This window comes from Streptomyces umbrinus (genome assembly GCF_030817415.1).
GTDB classification, from domain to species: Bacteria; Actinomycetota; Actinomycetes; order Streptomycetales; family Streptomycetaceae; genus Streptomyces; species Streptomyces umbrinus_A.
Genome location: NZ_JAUSZI010000002.1, coordinates 374,417 through 389,272, shown reverse-complemented (window position 1 = coordinate 389,272; position 14,856 = coordinate 374,417). Strand labels below are relative to the sequence as shown.

Sequence of the window (14,856 nt, the reverse complement as noted above, 5' to 3'; positions counted from 1 at the left end):
ACCCGCGTGAAAAGGAGAACTCGTCCATGGATCTGCGAGCGGCCCTGGCCGCCCACCGCCTGGTCGCGATCATCCGCGGCACCGACCCCGAAGCCTCGGTACGCACCGTGCTGACCCTCGCCGAGGAAGGCGTCGAGCTGATCGAGGTCTCCCTGACCGGCGCGGACGCCCTGTCCGTCATCGAGCAGGCGCGCAAGGAGCTCGGCCCCGACCGGCCCCTCGGCGCCGGCACGGTCCTGACCGCCGAGGACGCTCGCGCTGCCCAGGGGGCCGGCGCGAACTTCGCCGTCACGCCCGCACTCGGTGAGGGCGTCGTCGCGGCACACGAACTCGGTCTGCCCGTCCTGGTCGGCGTGATGACGCCTACCGAAATCGTGGCCGCACGCCCGTTTGGTGCCGCAGCGCTGAAGATCTTCCCGGCCGCGGCGGCCGGCGGCCCCGCCTATCTGAAGGCCTTGCGGGGCCCGTTCCCGCACGAGCTGTTCGTGCCGGTGGGCGGTGTCGACGAGGCCGCCGCCCGGGCGTACCTGGCCGCCGGCGCGACCGCGGTCGGAGTCGGCTCGCCGCTGATCGGAGACGCCGCCGACGGCGGCAGCCTGACCGCGCTGCGCGAGCGAGCCCGTGCCTTCCTGACCGTCGTACGGAAAGACACGCCGTGACCGGATCCGCATCGCACACCGAAGGCGCAGCCGGAAGCGGGACTGGCTCAGCCGGAGCCGGAGCCGGAGTCGCAGGCGGCGCCGAAGCTCTCCGCCCTGACCGTCTGGAGCTCGGTGAGGGCATCCGCTGGACGGACCGCGGCATCGTGCTCGTGGACATCCTCGCCGGGCGTCTGCTCACCGCCGTCGGACATCCCACCGACCCCCTGCGGAAACTGGCCCAACTGCCCGTTCCCCTGGGCGCGGTGGCCCCCGTGGCCGATGCTCCCGGCACCTGGATCGCCGCCGCGGGCACCGGGATCTGCCTGCTCTCACCCGAAGGGTCGACGCGGTGGCTGGCACAGCCCGAAGCGGACGCCGCGCGACCCATGCGTATGAACGACGCGACCACCGACCCGTTCGGCCGCTTCTGGGCGGGCAGCATGGCCTACGACGCCGACGAGGGAGCCGGTTCCCTCTACCGGGTCGATCACGGCGGCACGGTGACCCGCGTCCTCGACGACATCACGGTGCCGAACGGGCCGGCCTTCACGGCCGACGGCGCCACCATGTACCTGGCCGACAGCGCCCGGGGAGTCATCAGGCGCTACCCGGTCGACCCGGCCACCGCCGAACTCGGGCCCCCAGAAGTGTTCATCACCGTCGACGACGGCAGCCCCGACGGCATGGTGGTGGACGTCGAAGGCGCCGTATGGGTCGCCGTGTGGGGCACGGGATCCGTACGCCGGTATCTGCCGGACGGCCGCCTGGACCGCACACTGAGTCTGCCCGCGCGACAGCCCGCCGGGGTGTGTCTGCAGGAGGATCTCCTCCACATCACGACGGCCCGCGTGGGACTCGCCGAGCCGGGCCCCTACGATGGCGCGGTGTTCACGGCCCGTGTCGAGGTTCCGGGCCGACCGGCGACTGCCTACCGCCACGGCGGCTCGGGTTCGCTCCCGGGGGAGAGGTCATGAAGGACGGCTGGAGGCCTGCCGAAGGACCCGTGGTCTGCATCGGGGAGACCATGGCCGCCCTGGCTCCCGGCCCCTCGGAATCGCTGGAGACGGCCGAGGACCTGCGTGTGTCGGTGGCCGGGGCCGAGTCGAACGTGGCGATGTACCTGGCAGACCTCGGCATCCCCGTCTCCTGGCTGTCGGCGCTGGGCGACGACGCGTTGGGACGGCGTGTGCGTGCCGCGGTCGGTGCGGCGGGCGTCGACGTCGGCGGCGTGCGCTCCGATCCTGAAAGGCCCACGGGCCTGCTGGTGAAGGAGCCGACCGGCACCCGTACCCGCGTCCATTACTACCGCGGCAACTCGGCGGCCTCGGTCCTGGGACCCGACGTACTGGATGACGAGAGACTGCGGTCGGCCTCCGTCGTCCACCTGACGGGCGTGACTCCGGCACTGTCGTCGTCCTGCCGGAGCCTGGTCGTGGAGGCGCTCGCCACTCCGCCCGCCGAGCGCCCGTACGCCATCAGCTTCGACGTCAATCACCGTCCGGCTCTGTGGCCGCCCCGGACCGCTGCCTCCGTGCTTCGCGACCTGGCCGACCGCGCCGACATCACCTTCGTCGGCCTCGACGAGGCGCAGGACCTGTGGGACGCCGACCTCGAACCGGCCGACGTACGGAAGCTGTTGCAGCATCCGCGTCTCCTTGTCGTCAAGGACGGCGGTCGTGCGGTCACCGTCTTCGGCGACGAGAATTCGTGGACGGTGCCCGCTCTGCGCACGGAGGTGGTGGAGCCCGTCGGCGCGGGTGACGCTTTCGCCGCCGGATTCCTGACCGGCCTCTTGCGAGGCGGGGGAATGGAGCGCGCGCTGCGGCTCGGACACATCACGGCCGCGTCGGCACTCAAGGTGACAGGTGATCATGGCCCCCTGCCGGACGCCGCCCGGATCAAACGGCTCCTCGACCTTCCGGCACAGGAGTGGGAGACAGAGGCCGACGGCCGTCCCTGAAAGCCCAGTTCAAAGACGTCACCCTCCGTTGCCGACCCTGTGCCATGATGGTTACCGGCGAGTAATTAATGTGCCGGGAAAAGGAGTCCATCGTGGCCCGTACGTTCACCGTGTCCCGCAGCGTCCTCATGGACGTGCCACCGGCTGTCGTGTACGACGCGATCAGCCGCCCTGCCGACATGGGGCGCTGGAGCCCGGAGAACCTCGGCGCGACCGTGTCGGCGCCCGATGAATCGGCTTCACTCGGGACGACGTTCGAAGGGCGCAACAAGCGTGGCGCCTTTCGCTGGGTGACTCGGTGCACGGTGACGGTGGCAGAGCCGGGCAGCCGTTTCGCCTTCCGGGTCCACGCGATCGGGCTCAGCCGCCCCCGCCTGAGAGCCCCGATCGCCACCTGGGAGTACCGCTTCGAGCGGGACGGCGATGGCACGCGGGTCACCGAGACCTGGACCGATGACCGACGCTCCTGGCCGACCTTCGTGACCAATGTCTTCGACCGCGTGGCCACCGGCGGCCACACGTTCGCGGACTTCCAGGTGCGCAACATAGACAGGACCCTGCGGAACCTGAAGCGGGAACTCGAAACGGCACCTCAGTCCTGACGCTGCCGAGCAGGTGGCGCACTGGATGGTGTCATTGGTGGCTCAGCACATTGACCACCTTGCCGTTGGGGTCACGGACGAAGAACCGGCGTACTCCCCACTCCTCGTCCTGCAAGGGGTGCACGATCTCGGCGCCGCTCGCTCGCATCGCCGCATGGACCGCGTCCACGTCGTCCACCTCGACACTCATGTCGGGCACGACCGGCGCGCTCTTGTCCTGGCTCATGAAGGTGACCTGCGCCGTGGGGTTGGAAGGAGAGGCGAGCGTCATGACCCAGCCCAGGTTCATGACCTCCTCGAATCCCAGGAGGCCGTAGAAGTCCCGGCTCTCCTCCATGGCATCCGATCGGATGTCGGGCATGACTCGGCGGATGGACATGGGCGACTCCTGCTGACGGGCGAGCGTGGACATGCCCTGATTCTCCACTACTGAGACGCGCGTCACATTCGGCGATGTCACATCTCGCCGGGCCGTCCCGTCGTAGAGGTGTATCCGCCAGCAACGGCAAGGAGTGCATCATGGAAGCCCGTTTGAACCTCTTCGACATCCCGCTCGCAGTCAAGTCCCTGAAGCACATCGTCACGGCGGGCAAGGTGATGGGGGAGTCGACAGTGCCGGCCGCGACCCAGGAGCTGGTGAGGCTCCGGGCCAGCCAGATCAACGGCTGCGGCTTCTGCACCGACATGCACACCAAGGACGCGGCCCACGCGGGGGAGACCTCGGTGCGTCTGAACCTGGTCGCGGCCTGGCGTGAGGCCACGGTGTTCACCGATGCCGAGCGCGCGGCCCTGGAACTGACGGAACAGGGCACCCGCATCGCCGACGCGGCTGGTGGGGTCACGGACGAGGCCTGGGCGAACGCCGCCAAGTACTACGACGAGGAGCAGCTCGCCTCTCTGGTGTCGATCATCGCCATCATCAACGCCTTCAACCGCCTCAACGTCATGGTCCAGCAGCCCGCCGGCGACTACCAGCCCGGGCAGTTCGGGTAACGAGGGGCAGCCGACCGGGGCCCGTGACTGCTTCTCACGGGCCCCAAGGGGCAAGGCAGTTGAGGACCTATCCGGGGACCGGGGGCTGAAGGACGGGCGCGGGCGACGATGTCTGCCCTCCGGAGGCAACCGTCGTGTCCCCTTGGGTCGGGTAGGTGGTGCCGGGTTGCCAGGCCTGCCAGCCTCGGGACAGTACGTAGGCCAGAGCGACCGCTCACGCTCCGGGTCACGGCCGCCCGCGTGGTGCAGGAGGCCCTCACCAACGCGCTCAAGCACGCCGGCCCCGGCGCCGAGGTCGAAACCGTCGTGGACGTCGACGACACCCAACTGTCGGTGGAAGTGGCCAACTCCGGACCGGTCGGCCCGTACCCCACTCTGCCGGCGTCGGGGCACGGCCTGGCAGGGATGCGTGAACGCGTGGAGATCCTCGGCGGCACCCTCGCCGCCGGCCCCACCCACACCGGCGGCTGGCGACTGCGCGTCACGCTGCCCCTGGGAGCCCGCTCATGATCCGCGTACTCGTCGTCGACGACCAGACCCTCGTGCGGGCCGCTGCGTACGGCCGGGGAAGACGTGGTCGGCGAGGCCACGGACGGGCTCGAAGCCGTACGCATGGCTGAGCGGCTGCGCCCGGACGTCATCCTCATGGACCTGCGCATGCCACGAGTCGACGGTATTGAGGCGACCCGCCGGATCCTCAAGACTCTCCCCGCAACGCGCATCGTGATGCTCACGACCTTCGACGACGACGCCGAGGTCTACGGTGCCCTGCGCGCCGGAGCCGTCGGCTATCTGCTGAAGGACGGCGAGCCCGACGCGATGCTCTCCGCCGTACGGCGAGCCGCGCAGGGCGAGTCGCTTCTCGCCCCCGCGGTCATGGCGCGCGTCGTCCGGCGCGCCGTCCAGTCGCACCACCAGGACGTCACCGGCGACGCGACCGACCCGGCGATTCTGGCAACCCTCACGCCCCGCGAACGAGACGTACTCACCCTCGTCGGCGTCGGACAGTCCAACGCGGAGATCGCCGAGACCCTTCACCTCGGCGTGACCACGGTCAAGACCCACGTTGCCTCCGTCACGGACAAGCTGAGACTGCGCAACCGTGTCCAGGCGGCGGTCGTGGCCCACCGACTGGGCCTGGTCGACGACGACTTCCGTCTTGCCGAGGGCCACGACTAGCGATCCGCGGCACTCCGGGCGGTCGGCCGCAACGCGCGTTACGCGATCGAGCGCACTGCCGCCTCGGTGAGGGTGGTCGCGGTCCGTACGGCACTGGCGATGGCCTCGTCGGGGGCGAGGCCGCACAGATCGGTGAGCGTGAAGAACGCCTCGGCGCTCACGACCACCGCGAGGTCCCTCTTGAGCTGGGCGAAGACGTCCGGGTCCGTCGCGCCGAGGGTGCCCTCCAGGGGGAGGAGCGCATGGTCGATGAGCCCGAAGCGGATGCCGGGGCGTGTGGTCACCGTCTCGGGCCGGGTGATGGTGGCGGCGATCATCGCGCGGACCGAGCCCTGGCGTGCGTGGATGCCGCGCAGCAGGAACTCGCAGGCGAAAGCGACGCGTTCGACGGGGTCGGAGGAGTCCGCGACCGGTGCGAGCGCCTCGGCGGGGGGCGGCCAGACACCGGCGAGGGCCTCGCTGATCAGCGAGGGGAGATCGGGGAAGTACCGGTAGGCGGTCGCCTCCGAGACCAGGGCCGCCCGAGCGATCGCGGGCATGGTCACCTCGGCGCCCGTGCCGATGAGTTCCCGGGCGGCCGCCACGATCGCCATCCGTGTGCGCTGCTTCTGGTTGGTGCGGCCGGTACCCGCCTGCGCCGTCATCGTGGCACTCCTCCTGTTGGCTCACCCACATTTTAGCAGTCGACACTCATTATGAGAGTTCACTTGCATAACGAGACTCGACGTCTCTACTCTCGTGAGAGTCAACTCTCACGAAGGATTCGCGCAGGAGGAACTATGAGTACGGTTTCGGTGGTCGGCCCGGACGGTGGCGAGACGATCCAACTGGGCCCCACGCGGATGCGCATCCTCGAGGACGGCACCACCACCGGGCACCGCCTCGGAATCGGGGAGATCACCCTCGCCCCGCACACCCAGGGCCCGCCGCAGCACCGCCACGCCCAGCACGACGAGGGCTTCTACGTCGTCTCCGGCACCGTGCACTTCACCATCGGGGAGACGACCCGCGTCGCCCCGGCCGGCACGCTCGCCATGATCCCGCCCGGCGCCCCGCACACCTTCGCCAACCTCGGCGACACACCCGCGGTGATGCTAAACACCTTCACACCCGACCTGTACGTCCAGTACTTCCGCGACCTGCGGAACATGATCGCAGGCGGCCGGGAGCTGACCCCGGAGTCGACGGTCGAGGTGATGAGCCGTTACGCCACCGTCCCCGCAACCGACTTCGCGTGACGGCGCCCCATCTTCCTTCCCGCACCGCACACTTGAGGAGCACCGAATGACCCGTAGCACCCACACCATCCCGCTCGACCAGGGCACCCTCGACGTCGCCGTCGACCTCCACGGACAGCGGGGGCGCCCCTTCCTGCTCCTGCACGGAGGCGGTGGCCCGCAGACCGTCGCGCCGTTCGCCGGACTCCTGGCCGAGCAGCGGCCGGCCAGGGTGTTCACCCCGGTCCACCCCGGCTTCGACGGCACCGACCGCCCCGACTGGCTGACCGACGTCACGACCCTGGCCCAGGTCTACGCGCGGCTGCTCGACGCACTCGACCTGCGGGGCGTCGCCGTCGTCGGCAACTCGATCGGCGGCTGGATCGCCGCCGAACTGGCGGCCCTGGGCAGCGACCGGATCAGCGGCGTCATCCTCGTCAATGCCGTCGGCATCCAGGCTCCCGGCCACCCGATAGCCGACACCTTCTCCCTGACGCCCGCCGAACTGTCCCGCCTGTCCTTCCATGACCCCTCGAAGTTCCGCTTCGACCCCAGCACGCTGACCGAGGCGCAACGTACGGTGATGGCCGCCAACCGGGCCACCCTGCAGGTCTATTCGGGCCCGAACGCCATGGCCGACCCCACCCTGACCGACCGCCTGGCCAAGGTCGCCCACCCCACCCTGGTCGCGTGGGGTGCGAGCGACCAGGTCGTGGACGCCGACTACGGACGCGCGTACGCACAGGCCATCCCCGACGCGGAGTTCCGTCTGCTGGAGGGCACCGGCCACATGCCCCAAGCCGAGACACCGGAGCAACTCCTGCCGGTGCTCTGGGACTTCGCCGACGCCCACGACACTGACCGGCTGCAGCACTGACTGCCGGAAGGGCCGCGTGCCGCGTCTTCGTCCTCTCCACGCCTCCTTCACCTACGCCCCTGAGCAGCACTACCGCGCCTGGGAGGCCGCCCAGACCGACGGCTGAGACTCCGGGAGAACACACCGCGCAGGTCCGGCGCGCAGCGCCCGCCCCCGCTGGACGGTCGCGGTGAGGCAGCGGGTCATCCAGAGGACGGCGGTGTGGGGGACCGGACCGACAGCGCGGAGCTGGTCCTCCTCGTCGGGCGGCGGGTGACATCCCCGATCTGCCAGGCAGTGGCATACAGCAACAGGGTGACCGCGAAGGCGGCCCCCGCTCTTGTGGCGACTCCGGTCAGTACACCTTCGGTGACGGTGCCCCAGGGAGCCCGGACCGTCCTGGAGGGGTACGTGGTCTCGCTCGCACCGTCTCCCAGGGCGACGGTGTTGGGGCGGCTGTAGTCCACTTCGGTCACATGGCGGTAGGCATTGAAGTCGGCGCGGGCATCCACGGCACCGCCCAGCACGGGTGACAGGACCAGCAGACCCACCACGCTCCACCGCATGGCAGGACCCAGGCGGGCCACGGTGCCACCCCGAGTACGCAGTCGGCCGCGACGCCGCCAGAGATGCACGGCGACGGCCGCCAGGCCGAAGACCGTACTCACGTACTGCAACAGCCGAGCGACCGTCAGGCCCCCCAGGGTCGAAGCTTGCAGCGCCTCCACGTGCGTGACCAGGAAGCCGTCGCCGTGCGTGAAGGAGTCCCACGCCAGGTGGGAGGCGACGCCGATCAGTGCGGAGGCCAGCAACCACATCACGTGTCGGGCCCTGGCTCGCAGGCCGTGCACTCGCTCGGGTTCCGGAAGGCCGAGGCCCGACGGCAGCAGGGCGGTGACCGGCGCGCGCAGCATCCCGTAGACGGCGACCAAGCCGACGGCAAGAGGCAGGTTGACCAACAGGCCCGCATCGAACGAGTGGGTCTCCGTGGCATTGAGGAGCGGCCCGTACCAGTCCTCAGGGCTGGTCTCCGAAACGCCGATGCGGGCGAGGAAGTACGGGACGTCGGGCGCCACGGAACCCGCGGCCAGAGCAGCCGGAACGAACGGCCGGCGCATCAGCGGCAGCACGGCGGCGGGATGAGACACGGTGAACGGCAATTCGGTGATCTTCTCTGGCCCGGAAGGAACTCACGAATAGAACATCGGGGAGAGTATTCACTTCAACGGACTATTGCAAGCGTGGGTGAATCGCCGATGGCCGTCGGCCTGAGCGATGCGGCTGTGTCAGCGCCGGCGGCGAACCACCTGGAAGCACGCGGTGAGCGCCGCCGCGATCGGCAGCAGAAGGAACAGTCCCAGTACGGGCCGGACCTCGAGCCAGGCATCCGTGTAGGCGTGGGCGACCAGAGGCGAAGAGGCCACCGCCATCGCACCGAGCTCACGCAGACCGGAGGAACGCGCGCGCAGGGCGAGGACGGCTCCCGTGAGCGCGAGTACCAGCATCGGCCAGGCGCCGTAGTCCGTCGTCACGCCGAAGGCTCCGGTGTCCACGACCACGACGGGAAACCATGCCGCGGCCGCCATCACTCCGGCTGCCGTGGACAGTTGCCTGTTGCCGCGTCGATCAGGAGGGCAGCTGAGCACCACGGCGGTGGTCAGCAGGGCCGCGGCGACGGGAGCGACCGCCCCCTCGCCGGGCGCTGGTGTGGCGACAACCCGCTGCACTGCCGTCCCCAGCAACCCGCACACGGCCAGACCCGCACCCGGCAGCCACCGCCCGGTCAAGGCGATGACCGCGCCGAGGCACACCAACAGTGACAGCAGCAGGTACGCGGCCTGGGCGGCATCCATCGTGGAGAGCTGGATCCACATCGGGGCCGGCGAGCGAACGAGTCCCGCGTACCAGCGCGTCAGGTGCAGTCCGCTGTCCACCGCACCTGCCGCCAGAGCGAACGGCGCAGCCAGGGCGAAGAAGCGTCCCGCGGGCGACGCCGAGTCGAGGCCCAGCCGAACCCGTACGGCGTGCGCGGCCAGGTCGGCGTCCGCGCGCAGCCGGGCCGCGCGGGGCATGTCCGCCGTCATCTCCCGGTGCACATCGACGATTTCCTGCCCGCAGGCCGCCCGGTACGTGGCTGGATACAGACGGAGCAGTGGATCGGTCACGTCAGTGCCGCCGCCCCGCCGGTGTCCAGACGCCGTCTGACCTCCCGGGCGGTGGCGGCCAGCCGCTCCGCCTCGGCCTCCAGCCGCTCCCGCCCGGCGGGAGCGAGGGCGAAGATCCGGCGTGCCCGGCCGCCCACCACTTCCTCACGCTCCACCTGGATCAAACCCTCCGCCAGCAGCCGGTCCAGCGCCCCGTACAGCGCCCCGGTACGCGGCACCACCCGGCCGTCCGTGATGGCTTTGACCTCCTGGGCGACGGCATATCCGTGCCGAGGTGCATCCGCCAGCGCCGTCAGCAGCAGCAGGGCCAGCTCCTGCATTCCTCGTTCACTCATACCAGCAGAGTATTCCGTCCGACGGACCTTCTTGGACCGTGTCCTACATGGTCTTAGGTAATACGACTGATGTTCGTATCGGTGGTGACCTGGAGTTCGCGCCGCGCACTGTGGTGCAGGACGATCTCAGAGGCGCAACCGGGCTGTACGCGATGCTGCTCCACCCGCAAATGCCCCGACGACGACGAGCTCCCAGCCCGCGACCAAATTGGCCCCACCACTACCGATTCCGCTGAGTGCGAGTGCGGCGACCTCGATCCGGAGATGATGGCTCTATGAGTCTCCCAGGGGTGCGCAGGGACCGCTCTGTGCGTAAGTGGATCATCGCAGGCCTGGTCGTTGGCACGCTCTTCTGCGGCTACAGCCTCGTTCGCATTGCCTGCGAGGGTCTGGCTGATGCGGCACTCATCGACCTGCTGGCTGTGGTAGCGGGAGTGTTGGCGCTATTCGTCACACTGCTGGTTTGGTGGGATTCAGCTCGAATGACCGCGAAGGAAGAACGCAAGGATGGGCTGCTGAGTTAGCCCATCGGGTTGAAAAAATTGAGAGTGCCCAATTTCGACGGCTTGTGGGTGGCGACACTCTACGTATCACGTGCTCGTCAGTGGTTGCGCCTGGCGGGCCCTGCCGCCGTGCTTCGGAGAGTCGAAGTCGACTGTGCATCGCCGCTTCGCCATCTGGTCCCGCGCCGGGTCTGGGGCCGACTGCACCAGAAAGTTCTCCAGCTCCTGGACGAGGAGGACCTGGTCGACCTGTCCCGTGCGGTCCTCGACTCAGCTCATGTCCGCGCTAAGAAGGGGGCGAACTTACAGGTCCGAGCCCCGTGGACCGGGGCAGGCCCGGTTCCAAGGTGCACGTCCTGTCCGACGCGAACGGACTGCCCCTACGCGTCGGACTCTCCGCGGCCAACACTCACGACAGCCAGGCACTGAAGCCGATGGTGGCCCATTTCCACATGGGACACGAATCCCATGCGGCCGATTCAAAGCCGCAACGCCTGCATGCCGACAAGGCGTACGACGTACCCCACCTTCGACGATGGTTATGGGGCAAGCGCATCGGCGTCCGGATCGCCCGCAAGGGCATCGACTCGAGTGAACGGCTTGGCCGCAGGCAGCCCGTACGACACACCGGCCGTGCGGTCCCCTCTCGCAGTCCACGGCGAGCAGTCAACGGGTCGCACCACCTACGGGCGATCGGGCTCACGCGACGAACCACGGGTTCGCCACGCACACCGTTGCGGGTCAGCGCCGGACTCTCACCGGACTTCCCCCACAGGCAGCGACGGGAGCGTAGCAAACCGGGGAAGTGGCGGATGGGCTGGGCCACTTGATGGCGCTGTCAGCGACTGGATACTGGCGGAGGTTCCGACAGCACTACGTATGATCGGGATCTCGAACAATGCTTGAAATATCGGCCACGGCGTGGACCGTTCAAGCCGTCATCTCCGCACCCCCGACAGCCCAACCTCCACCTCCCCCCACACACACAGGAGTCCTTCTCCATGAGCCCACGACAGACCCCGGAGCCCACCGAGCGAGCGACCATGCCCTGGCGAAGGAAGGTGGCCATAGCCGCGCTGACGGGAGCCTTACTGGTCGGGCCCGGCGTCGCGCAGGCCGCACCCCAGGCCGCCCCGGCCCCCAAGGAACAGATGGCGGCGGCCACCATCACCTGGACCCTCGAACGGGCCGCCAACCCCACCCAGGACCAGCAGACGGCCTACAACCTCATCACGACCGCCCTGAACGCCGCGGTGGCCCGGTACAACAACGTGAGCGACCTCGGCAAGACCATCACCGTCCGCTACGACCCGGCCGTCCCCACGGCCGACGGCAACATCAACGGAACCATCCGCTTCGGCAACCGCGGCTACATGACCGAGCGGACCGCGCTGCACGAGATCGCCCACACCATCGGCGTGGGCACGAGCTCCGGCAGGTCCTCCCTCGGAGGCAGCGGTACCTGGCGTGGAGCGCAGGCCACGGCCCTCGTCAAGCAGTTCGACGGTTCGGGTGCCACGTTGTCCACCGGCGGCGGCCACTTCTGGCCCTACGGCCTGAACTACGAGAACGAGTTCTCCAGCACGGGGGCCAATCGCCACGTCCAGATCGTCGCCGCCATGGTCCGCGACGGCCTGTAACCCGGACCCTGCTGGAGGGTTGGCCACTCCCGCCGGTCCGCCGCGCGGCCCACGCACCCTCCGGCTCGGCCGGTTGGTGTAGTAGGAAGGGTGCACCTGCCCTGACGCACGACCGCACCCGCTCCCACCGCCACTCCCACGCGCCCGCATCGAGGACTCCTGAATGAACGACGTGTCGGCTTCCTACCGTCTCGTGGCCGGCGCGCCGGACTCCCCTGTCCTCCTGCACGTCCCGCACTCCTCACGGGTGATCCCGCCGGATGTGCGAAGCGGCATCTTGCTCGAAGATGCCGACCTGGAACGGGAGTTGGACCTCATCACCGACTCGCACACGGCCCGGATCGCGTCGACGGCAGCCGAACGCTGCGCCGCCGTGCCCTGGCAGTTCGTCAACCAGTTGTCTCGCCTGGTCGTCGACCCCGAACGGTTTCCGGACGAGCGTGAGGAGATGCTGGCCGTCGGGATGGGCGCGGTCTACACCCGGACGACGCACCGGGAGGACCTCCGCCCGGCCGACCACGACGGACAGTCGCTCGTCGAGCGCTACTTCCACCCGTACGCGGCCGCCGTCACGGACGCCGTGACACAGCGGCTGGAAGCAGTCGGACGGGCCGTGATCATCGACGTCCACTCCTACCCGACCGAGCGCCTGCCCTACGAACTGCACGGTGACGGTCCCCGGCCGCCCATCTGCCTGGGCCGGGACGCCTTCCACACCCCGGCTGACCTGCTGGCCCACGCCGAGAAGGCGTTCGCGGGCTTCGGCGGCACGGGCGTCAACAGCCCCTTCGAGGGGACGTACGTCCCGCTCAAGTTCTACGGGAACGACCCCCGGGTCAGCGCCCTGATGATCGAGATCCGGCGGGACGTCTACATGTCCGAGCCGGGCGGCCCGGCGGGTCCCGGCCTCGATGCCCTCGCGAACGCGCTCGCCGACCTGGTCGACATGGTGAGTACGGTTGGCGCGGTGCGCGCCTGACGCAGACCTGCCTCCACCACGAACGGGCGCGGTTCCACATGGCGTGCGCCATGGCTCGCAGCTGTCGCCTCCGCCCGTCCGACCGCTGCTCGCGGCACAGTGGAGACATGAACGCAGACGACAGAAACATTCTGGCCGGGGCACGTTTGGCGACGAGGCTTCCGGCCCAGGACCTGGACCGGGCACGGCGCTTCTATTCCGAGCAACTGGGTCTGGAGCCCGTCGACGAGCGGCCCGGTGGGCTGTTGTATCGGTGCGCGGGCGTGGACTTCGTCGTGTTCCAATCGACGGGAGCCTCGCCCGGGACCTTCACCCAGATGGCGTTGGAGGTCGACGACATCGAGACAGTCGTATCGGAACTCAAGCGGCGTGGCGTGGTGTTCGAGGAGGTCGACGCTCCCGGATTCCGCACCAGGAACGGCATCGCCGAGATCGAGGGGAACTACCCGAGCAAGGGCGCACGGGGCGAACGCGGCGCCTGGTTCCGTGACAGCGAGGGAAACCTGCTGGGCATCGGCGAGTTGGTCTTCTGAGCGGGGGTGGGATCAGAAGCGGCCCTTGACCGACGAGTACAGGGTTTCCACGCTGCGCCGGGTGTCGTCACTCCCGCCGATGAAGCTCGTACGGGGGTTGAGGCGGAACGTGCTGCCGTCCGCGCGGCGTATGCGGACGTACGTGTTGCCGGTGTAGGCGCCGTTCATGTGCAGCTCGTTGGGTCTGTTGCCCAGGGCCACCTCGTCGAGCGGATCCGCCCACAGGAGCCCCTTGTCGCTGACCGACCAGTAGGCGCTCTTGACCAGAAGCACCCGACGGTCTGTCACCCCGAGGACGGCACGCCGGAAACCGGCCCCGAGGTACCCGGACAGGGCCACCTTCAACGTCTCCTTGCGCAGATGGGGGTGCAGGGCTCGCTTCAGCTCGGACTCGATCATGAGGACGGCTCCATTGGTGGGTGCGTGCAGACCTGGCGCGTTGCCGCGGGTCGAGTGCGTACACCCTTGACGGTGTCCGTACCCCCGGTGCACCCACAGATGATGCCCGCCGGACCGCCCGCGAGTCACGCCTTGTGACCCAACTGATCCTGGTGGGAGCCGAGTTGGGCTGGCGTTGTCGGTAGGGCGGCCGACGCGCTGCCCGGCGGTCCGGTCGGCCGCCGGTGCGAGTTCTCGCGCCCGGGAGCGGTCCCGGGCACCGTACTTCACCATGAGCTCGCCCAGAACAGCCATCGGTCCTGACCGTGGAGCGGAGCCCATGCGCCAGATGCCTTCCACTCGACGCCCGGACGTCCTTGTCGCGCTCCTCACCGCCGGTGTAGCACTACTGCTGGCAGGGTGCGGGAGCGACGGTACGGACAAGACCGCCCAGGACCGATCGAGCGCGCCCCGGACGTCGGCGACGGCAGCCACGCAGTCGCCGGATCCGGACGTCACGCCCGACGAGAGTCCGAGCACCTCGTCCCGCCCCACCGATGACAGTCTTCCGACGACTCCTCCCACGGACGCGAGCGCCCAGGTGGACGAGGCGTTTCGCGCGGCACGCGTCGTCGCGGTCCAAGGCAACCTGCGCTACATCGACCCCGCACTGGGCGCACCCGAGGACATTGCCAAGGCCGATGCCCAGTGCGCCGACCTCCAACGAAACGTCGCCAACCCGGACCAGGTCGCCGCCCGGCGCTTCAGCACCGGTAACCACAAGGTGACCACGGCTGACGGCAAGCGGATCAACACGCTGTTGAGCAACACGTACTGCGGCTGAAGCGCGTTGTCGCCGCCGTCAATGACTCGCC

The 14,856-nt window shown here is 69.2% G+C and carries 20 protein-coding genes and 1 pseudogene; 15 read left to right on the top strand and 6 right to left on the bottom strand.

What is annotated here, in order from left to right; translation table 11 throughout:
* The first annotated feature begins 26 nt into the window (after positions 1-26).
* The 4 genes from QF035_RS02455 to QF035_RS02440 all read left to right on the top strand — a co-directional run bounded on the left by QF035_RS02455 (position 27) and on the right by QF035_RS02440 (position 3,203).
* Positions 27-659 carry a bifunctional 4-hydroxy-2-oxoglutarate aldolase/2-dehydro-3-deoxy-phosphogluconate aldolase gene (locus QF035_RS02455; protein WP_307517815.1) on the top strand — a complete coding sequence of 211 codons (633 nt, stop codon included), beginning with the start codon at positions 27-29 and terminating at the stop codon, positions 657-659.
* Between the two features lie 104 nt (positions 660-763).
* Positions 764-1,615 carry an SMP-30/gluconolactonase/LRE family protein gene (locus QF035_RS02450; RefSeq protein WP_307530849.1) on the top strand — a complete coding sequence of 284 codons (852 nt, stop codon included), beginning with the start codon at positions 764-766 and terminating at the stop codon, positions 1,613-1,615.
* Positions 1,612-2,601: a sugar kinase gene (locus tag QF035_RS02445; RefSeq protein WP_307517814.1), complete on the top strand. Its 990-nt coding sequence runs from the start codon at positions 1,612-1,614 to the stop codon at positions 2,599-2,601. The genes QF035_RS02450 and QF035_RS02445 overlap by 4 nt, the downstream gene beginning before the upstream one ends.
* Positions 2,602-2,693: 92 nt before the next feature.
* Positions 2,694-3,203, top strand: a complete 510-nt coding sequence (locus QF035_RS02440; protein ID WP_307517812.1) for an SRPBCC family protein — start codon at positions 2,694-2,696, stop codon at positions 3,201-3,203.
* A gap of 31 nt (positions 3,204-3,234) precedes the next feature.
* On the opposite strand, the gene QF035_RS02435 is transcribed toward QF035_RS02440, so the two are convergent.
* Positions 3,235-3,582, bottom strand: a complete 348-nt coding sequence (locus tag QF035_RS02435) for a VOC family protein (protein WP_307530847.1) — start codon at positions 3,580-3,582, stop codon at positions 3,235-3,237.
* A 140-nt stretch (positions 3,583-3,722) separates the two neighbouring features.
* Between QF035_RS02435 and QF035_RS02430 the strand changes: the two genes are divergently transcribed.
* From QF035_RS02430 to QF035_RS02420, 3 genes are all read left to right on the top strand, one after another.
* On the top strand, positions 3,723-4,196 hold the full coding sequence (locus tag QF035_RS02430; RefSeq protein ID WP_189841929.1) for a carboxymuconolactone decarboxylase family protein: 474 nt from the start codon (positions 3,723-3,725) through the stop codon (positions 4,194-4,196).
* Between the two features lie 240 nt (positions 4,197-4,436).
* Complete coding sequence (locus QF035_RS02425) at positions 4,437-4,706, top strand: sensor histidine kinase (RefSeq protein WP_307517811.1); 270 nt, start codon at positions 4,437-4,439, stop codon at positions 4,704-4,706.
* 63 nt (positions 4,707-4,769) lie between these two features.
* The gene (locus QF035_RS02420) at positions 4,770-5,375 is read left to right on the top strand and encodes a response regulator (RefSeq protein WP_307517809.1); all 606 of its coding nucleotides are present in this window, start codon (positions 4,770-4,772) and stop codon (positions 5,373-5,375) included.
* A 38-nt stretch (positions 5,376-5,413) separates the two neighbouring features.
* Here the strand turns inward: QF035_RS02420 and QF035_RS02415 are convergent, their stop codons facing one another.
* The gene (locus tag QF035_RS02415) at positions 5,414-6,019 is read right to left on the bottom strand and encodes a TetR/AcrR family transcriptional regulator (RefSeq protein WP_307517807.1); all 606 of its coding nucleotides are present in this window, start codon (positions 6,017-6,019) and stop codon (positions 5,414-5,416) included.
* 135 nt (positions 6,020-6,154) lie between these two features.
* On the opposite strand from QF035_RS02415, the gene QF035_RS02410 reads away from it, so the two are divergent.
* On the top strand, positions 6,155-6,613 hold the full coding sequence (locus tag QF035_RS02410; RefSeq protein WP_307517805.1) for a cupin domain-containing protein: 459 nt from the start codon (positions 6,155-6,157) through the stop codon (positions 6,611-6,613).
* Positions 6,614-6,659: 46 nt separating this feature from the next.
* Positions 6,660-7,469, top strand: coding sequence for an alpha/beta fold hydrolase (locus QF035_RS02405; RefSeq protein ID WP_307517804.1), 810 nt, complete (start codon positions 6,660-6,662; stop codon positions 7,467-7,469).
* Positions 7,470-7,651: 182 nt separating this feature from the next.
* On the opposite strand, the gene QF035_RS02400 is transcribed toward QF035_RS02405, so the two are convergent.
* The 3 genes from QF035_RS02400 to QF035_RS02390 form a co-directional block, all read right to left on the bottom strand.
* Positions 7,652-8,608: a DUF4184 family protein gene (locus tag QF035_RS02400; RefSeq protein ID WP_307517802.1), complete on the bottom strand. Its 957-nt coding sequence runs from the start codon at positions 8,606-8,608 to the stop codon at positions 7,652-7,654.
* 126 nt (positions 8,609-8,734) lie between these two features.
* Positions 8,735-9,613: a hypothetical protein gene (locus QF035_RS02395; RefSeq protein ID WP_307517800.1), complete on the bottom strand. Its 879-nt coding sequence runs from the start codon at positions 9,611-9,613 to the stop codon at positions 8,735-8,737.
* Positions 9,610-9,948 (bottom strand): PadR family transcriptional regulator, encoded by a 339-nt coding sequence (locus tag QF035_RS02390; protein ID WP_307517799.1) that lies wholly within the window; start codon positions 9,946-9,948, stop codon positions 9,610-9,612. Before QF035_RS02390 ends, QF035_RS02395 begins: the two co-directional genes overlap by 4 nt.
* Before the next feature lie 308 nt (positions 9,949-10,256).
* Between QF035_RS02390 and QF035_RS02385 the strand changes: the two genes are divergently transcribed.
* From QF035_RS02385 to QF035_RS02365, 5 genes and pseudogenes are all read left to right on the top strand, one after another.
* Positions 10,257-10,472, top strand: a complete 216-nt coding sequence (locus QF035_RS02385) for a hypothetical protein (RefSeq protein WP_307517798.1) — start codon at positions 10,257-10,259, stop codon at positions 10,470-10,472.
* 67 nt (positions 10,473-10,539) lie between these two features.
* Positions 10,540-11,152, top strand: a pseudogene (locus QF035_RS02380) (IS5 family transposase); the annotation flags it as partial.
* Between the two features lie 342 nt (positions 11,153-11,494).
* Positions 11,495-12,091 (top strand): hypothetical protein, encoded by a 597-nt coding sequence (locus QF035_RS02375; protein ID WP_307530845.1) that lies wholly within the window; start codon positions 11,495-11,497, stop codon positions 12,089-12,091.
* Between the two features lie 163 nt (positions 12,092-12,254).
* Complete coding sequence (locus QF035_RS02370; RefSeq protein ID WP_307517797.1) at positions 12,255-13,070, top strand: N-formylglutamate amidohydrolase; 816 nt, start codon at positions 12,255-12,257, stop codon at positions 13,068-13,070.
* A gap of 107 nt (positions 13,071-13,177) precedes the next feature.
* Positions 13,178-13,603, top strand: a complete 426-nt coding sequence (locus tag QF035_RS02365; RefSeq protein ID WP_307517796.1) for a VOC family protein — start codon at positions 13,178-13,180, stop codon at positions 13,601-13,603.
* A 12-nt stretch (positions 13,604-13,615) separates the two neighbouring features.
* On the opposite strand, the gene QF035_RS02360 is transcribed toward QF035_RS02365, so the two are convergent.
* Positions 13,616-14,002 (bottom strand): hypothetical protein, encoded by a 387-nt coding sequence (locus QF035_RS02360; protein ID WP_307517795.1) that lies wholly within the window; start codon positions 14,000-14,002, stop codon positions 13,616-13,618.
* A 319-nt stretch (positions 14,003-14,321) separates the two neighbouring features.
* Between QF035_RS02360 and QF035_RS02355 the strand changes: the two genes are divergently transcribed.
* Complete coding sequence (locus QF035_RS02355) at positions 14,322-14,825, top strand: hypothetical protein (protein WP_307517794.1); 504 nt, start codon at positions 14,322-14,324, stop codon at positions 14,823-14,825.
* Positions 14,826-14,856 lie beyond the last annotated feature (31 nt).

Excerpts from the sequence above, each read along its gene's own strand:
- QF035_RS02355 (WP_307517794.1), top strand. The coding sequence starts at position 14,322 with ATGCGCCAGATGCCTTCCACTCGACGCCCGGACGTCCTTGTCGCGCTC.
- QF035_RS02405 (WP_307517804.1), top strand. The coding sequence starts at position 6,660 with ATGACCCGTAGCACCCACACCATCCCGCTCGACCAGGGCACCCTCGAC.
- QF035_RS02430 (WP_189841929.1), top strand. The coding sequence starts at position 3,723 with ATGGAAGCCCGTTTGAACCTCTTCGACATCCCGCTCGCAGTCAAGTCC.
- QF035_RS02435 (WP_307530847.1), bottom strand. The coding sequence starts at position 3,582 with ATGTCCATCCGCCGAGTCATGCCCGACATCCGATCGGATGCCATGGAG.
- QF035_RS02365 (WP_307517796.1), top strand. The coding sequence starts at position 13,178 with ATGAACGCAGACGACAGAAACATTCTGGCCGGGGCACGTTTGGCGACG.
- QF035_RS02410 (WP_307517805.1), top strand. The coding sequence starts at position 6,155 with ATGAGTACGGTTTCGGTGGTCGGCCCGGACGGTGGCGAGACGATCCAA.
- QF035_RS02370 (WP_307517797.1), top strand. The coding sequence starts at position 12,255 with ATGAACGACGTGTCGGCTTCCTACCGTCTCGTGGCCGGCGCGCCGGAC.
- QF035_RS02415 (WP_307517807.1), bottom strand. The coding sequence starts at position 6,019 with ATGACGGCGCAGGCGGGTACCGGCCGCACCAACCAGAAGCAGCGCACA.
- QF035_RS02390 (WP_307517799.1), bottom strand. The coding sequence starts at position 9,948 with ATGAGTGAACGAGGAATGCAGGAGCTGGCCCTGCTGCTGCTGACGGCG.
- QF035_RS02375 (WP_307530845.1), top strand. The coding sequence starts at position 11,495 with ATGCCCTGGCGAAGGAAGGTGGCCATAGCCGCGCTGACGGGAGCCTTA.
- QF035_RS02455 (WP_307517815.1), top strand. The coding sequence starts at position 27 with ATGGATCTGCGAGCGGCCCTGGCCGCCCACCGCCTGGTCGCGATCATC.
- QF035_RS02360 (WP_307517795.1), bottom strand. The coding sequence starts at position 14,002 with ATGATCGAGTCCGAGCTGAAGCGAGCCCTGCACCCCCATCTGCGCAAG.
- QF035_RS02445 (WP_307517814.1), top strand. The coding sequence starts at position 1,612 with ATGAAGGACGGCTGGAGGCCTGCCGAAGGACCCGTGGTCTGCATCGGG.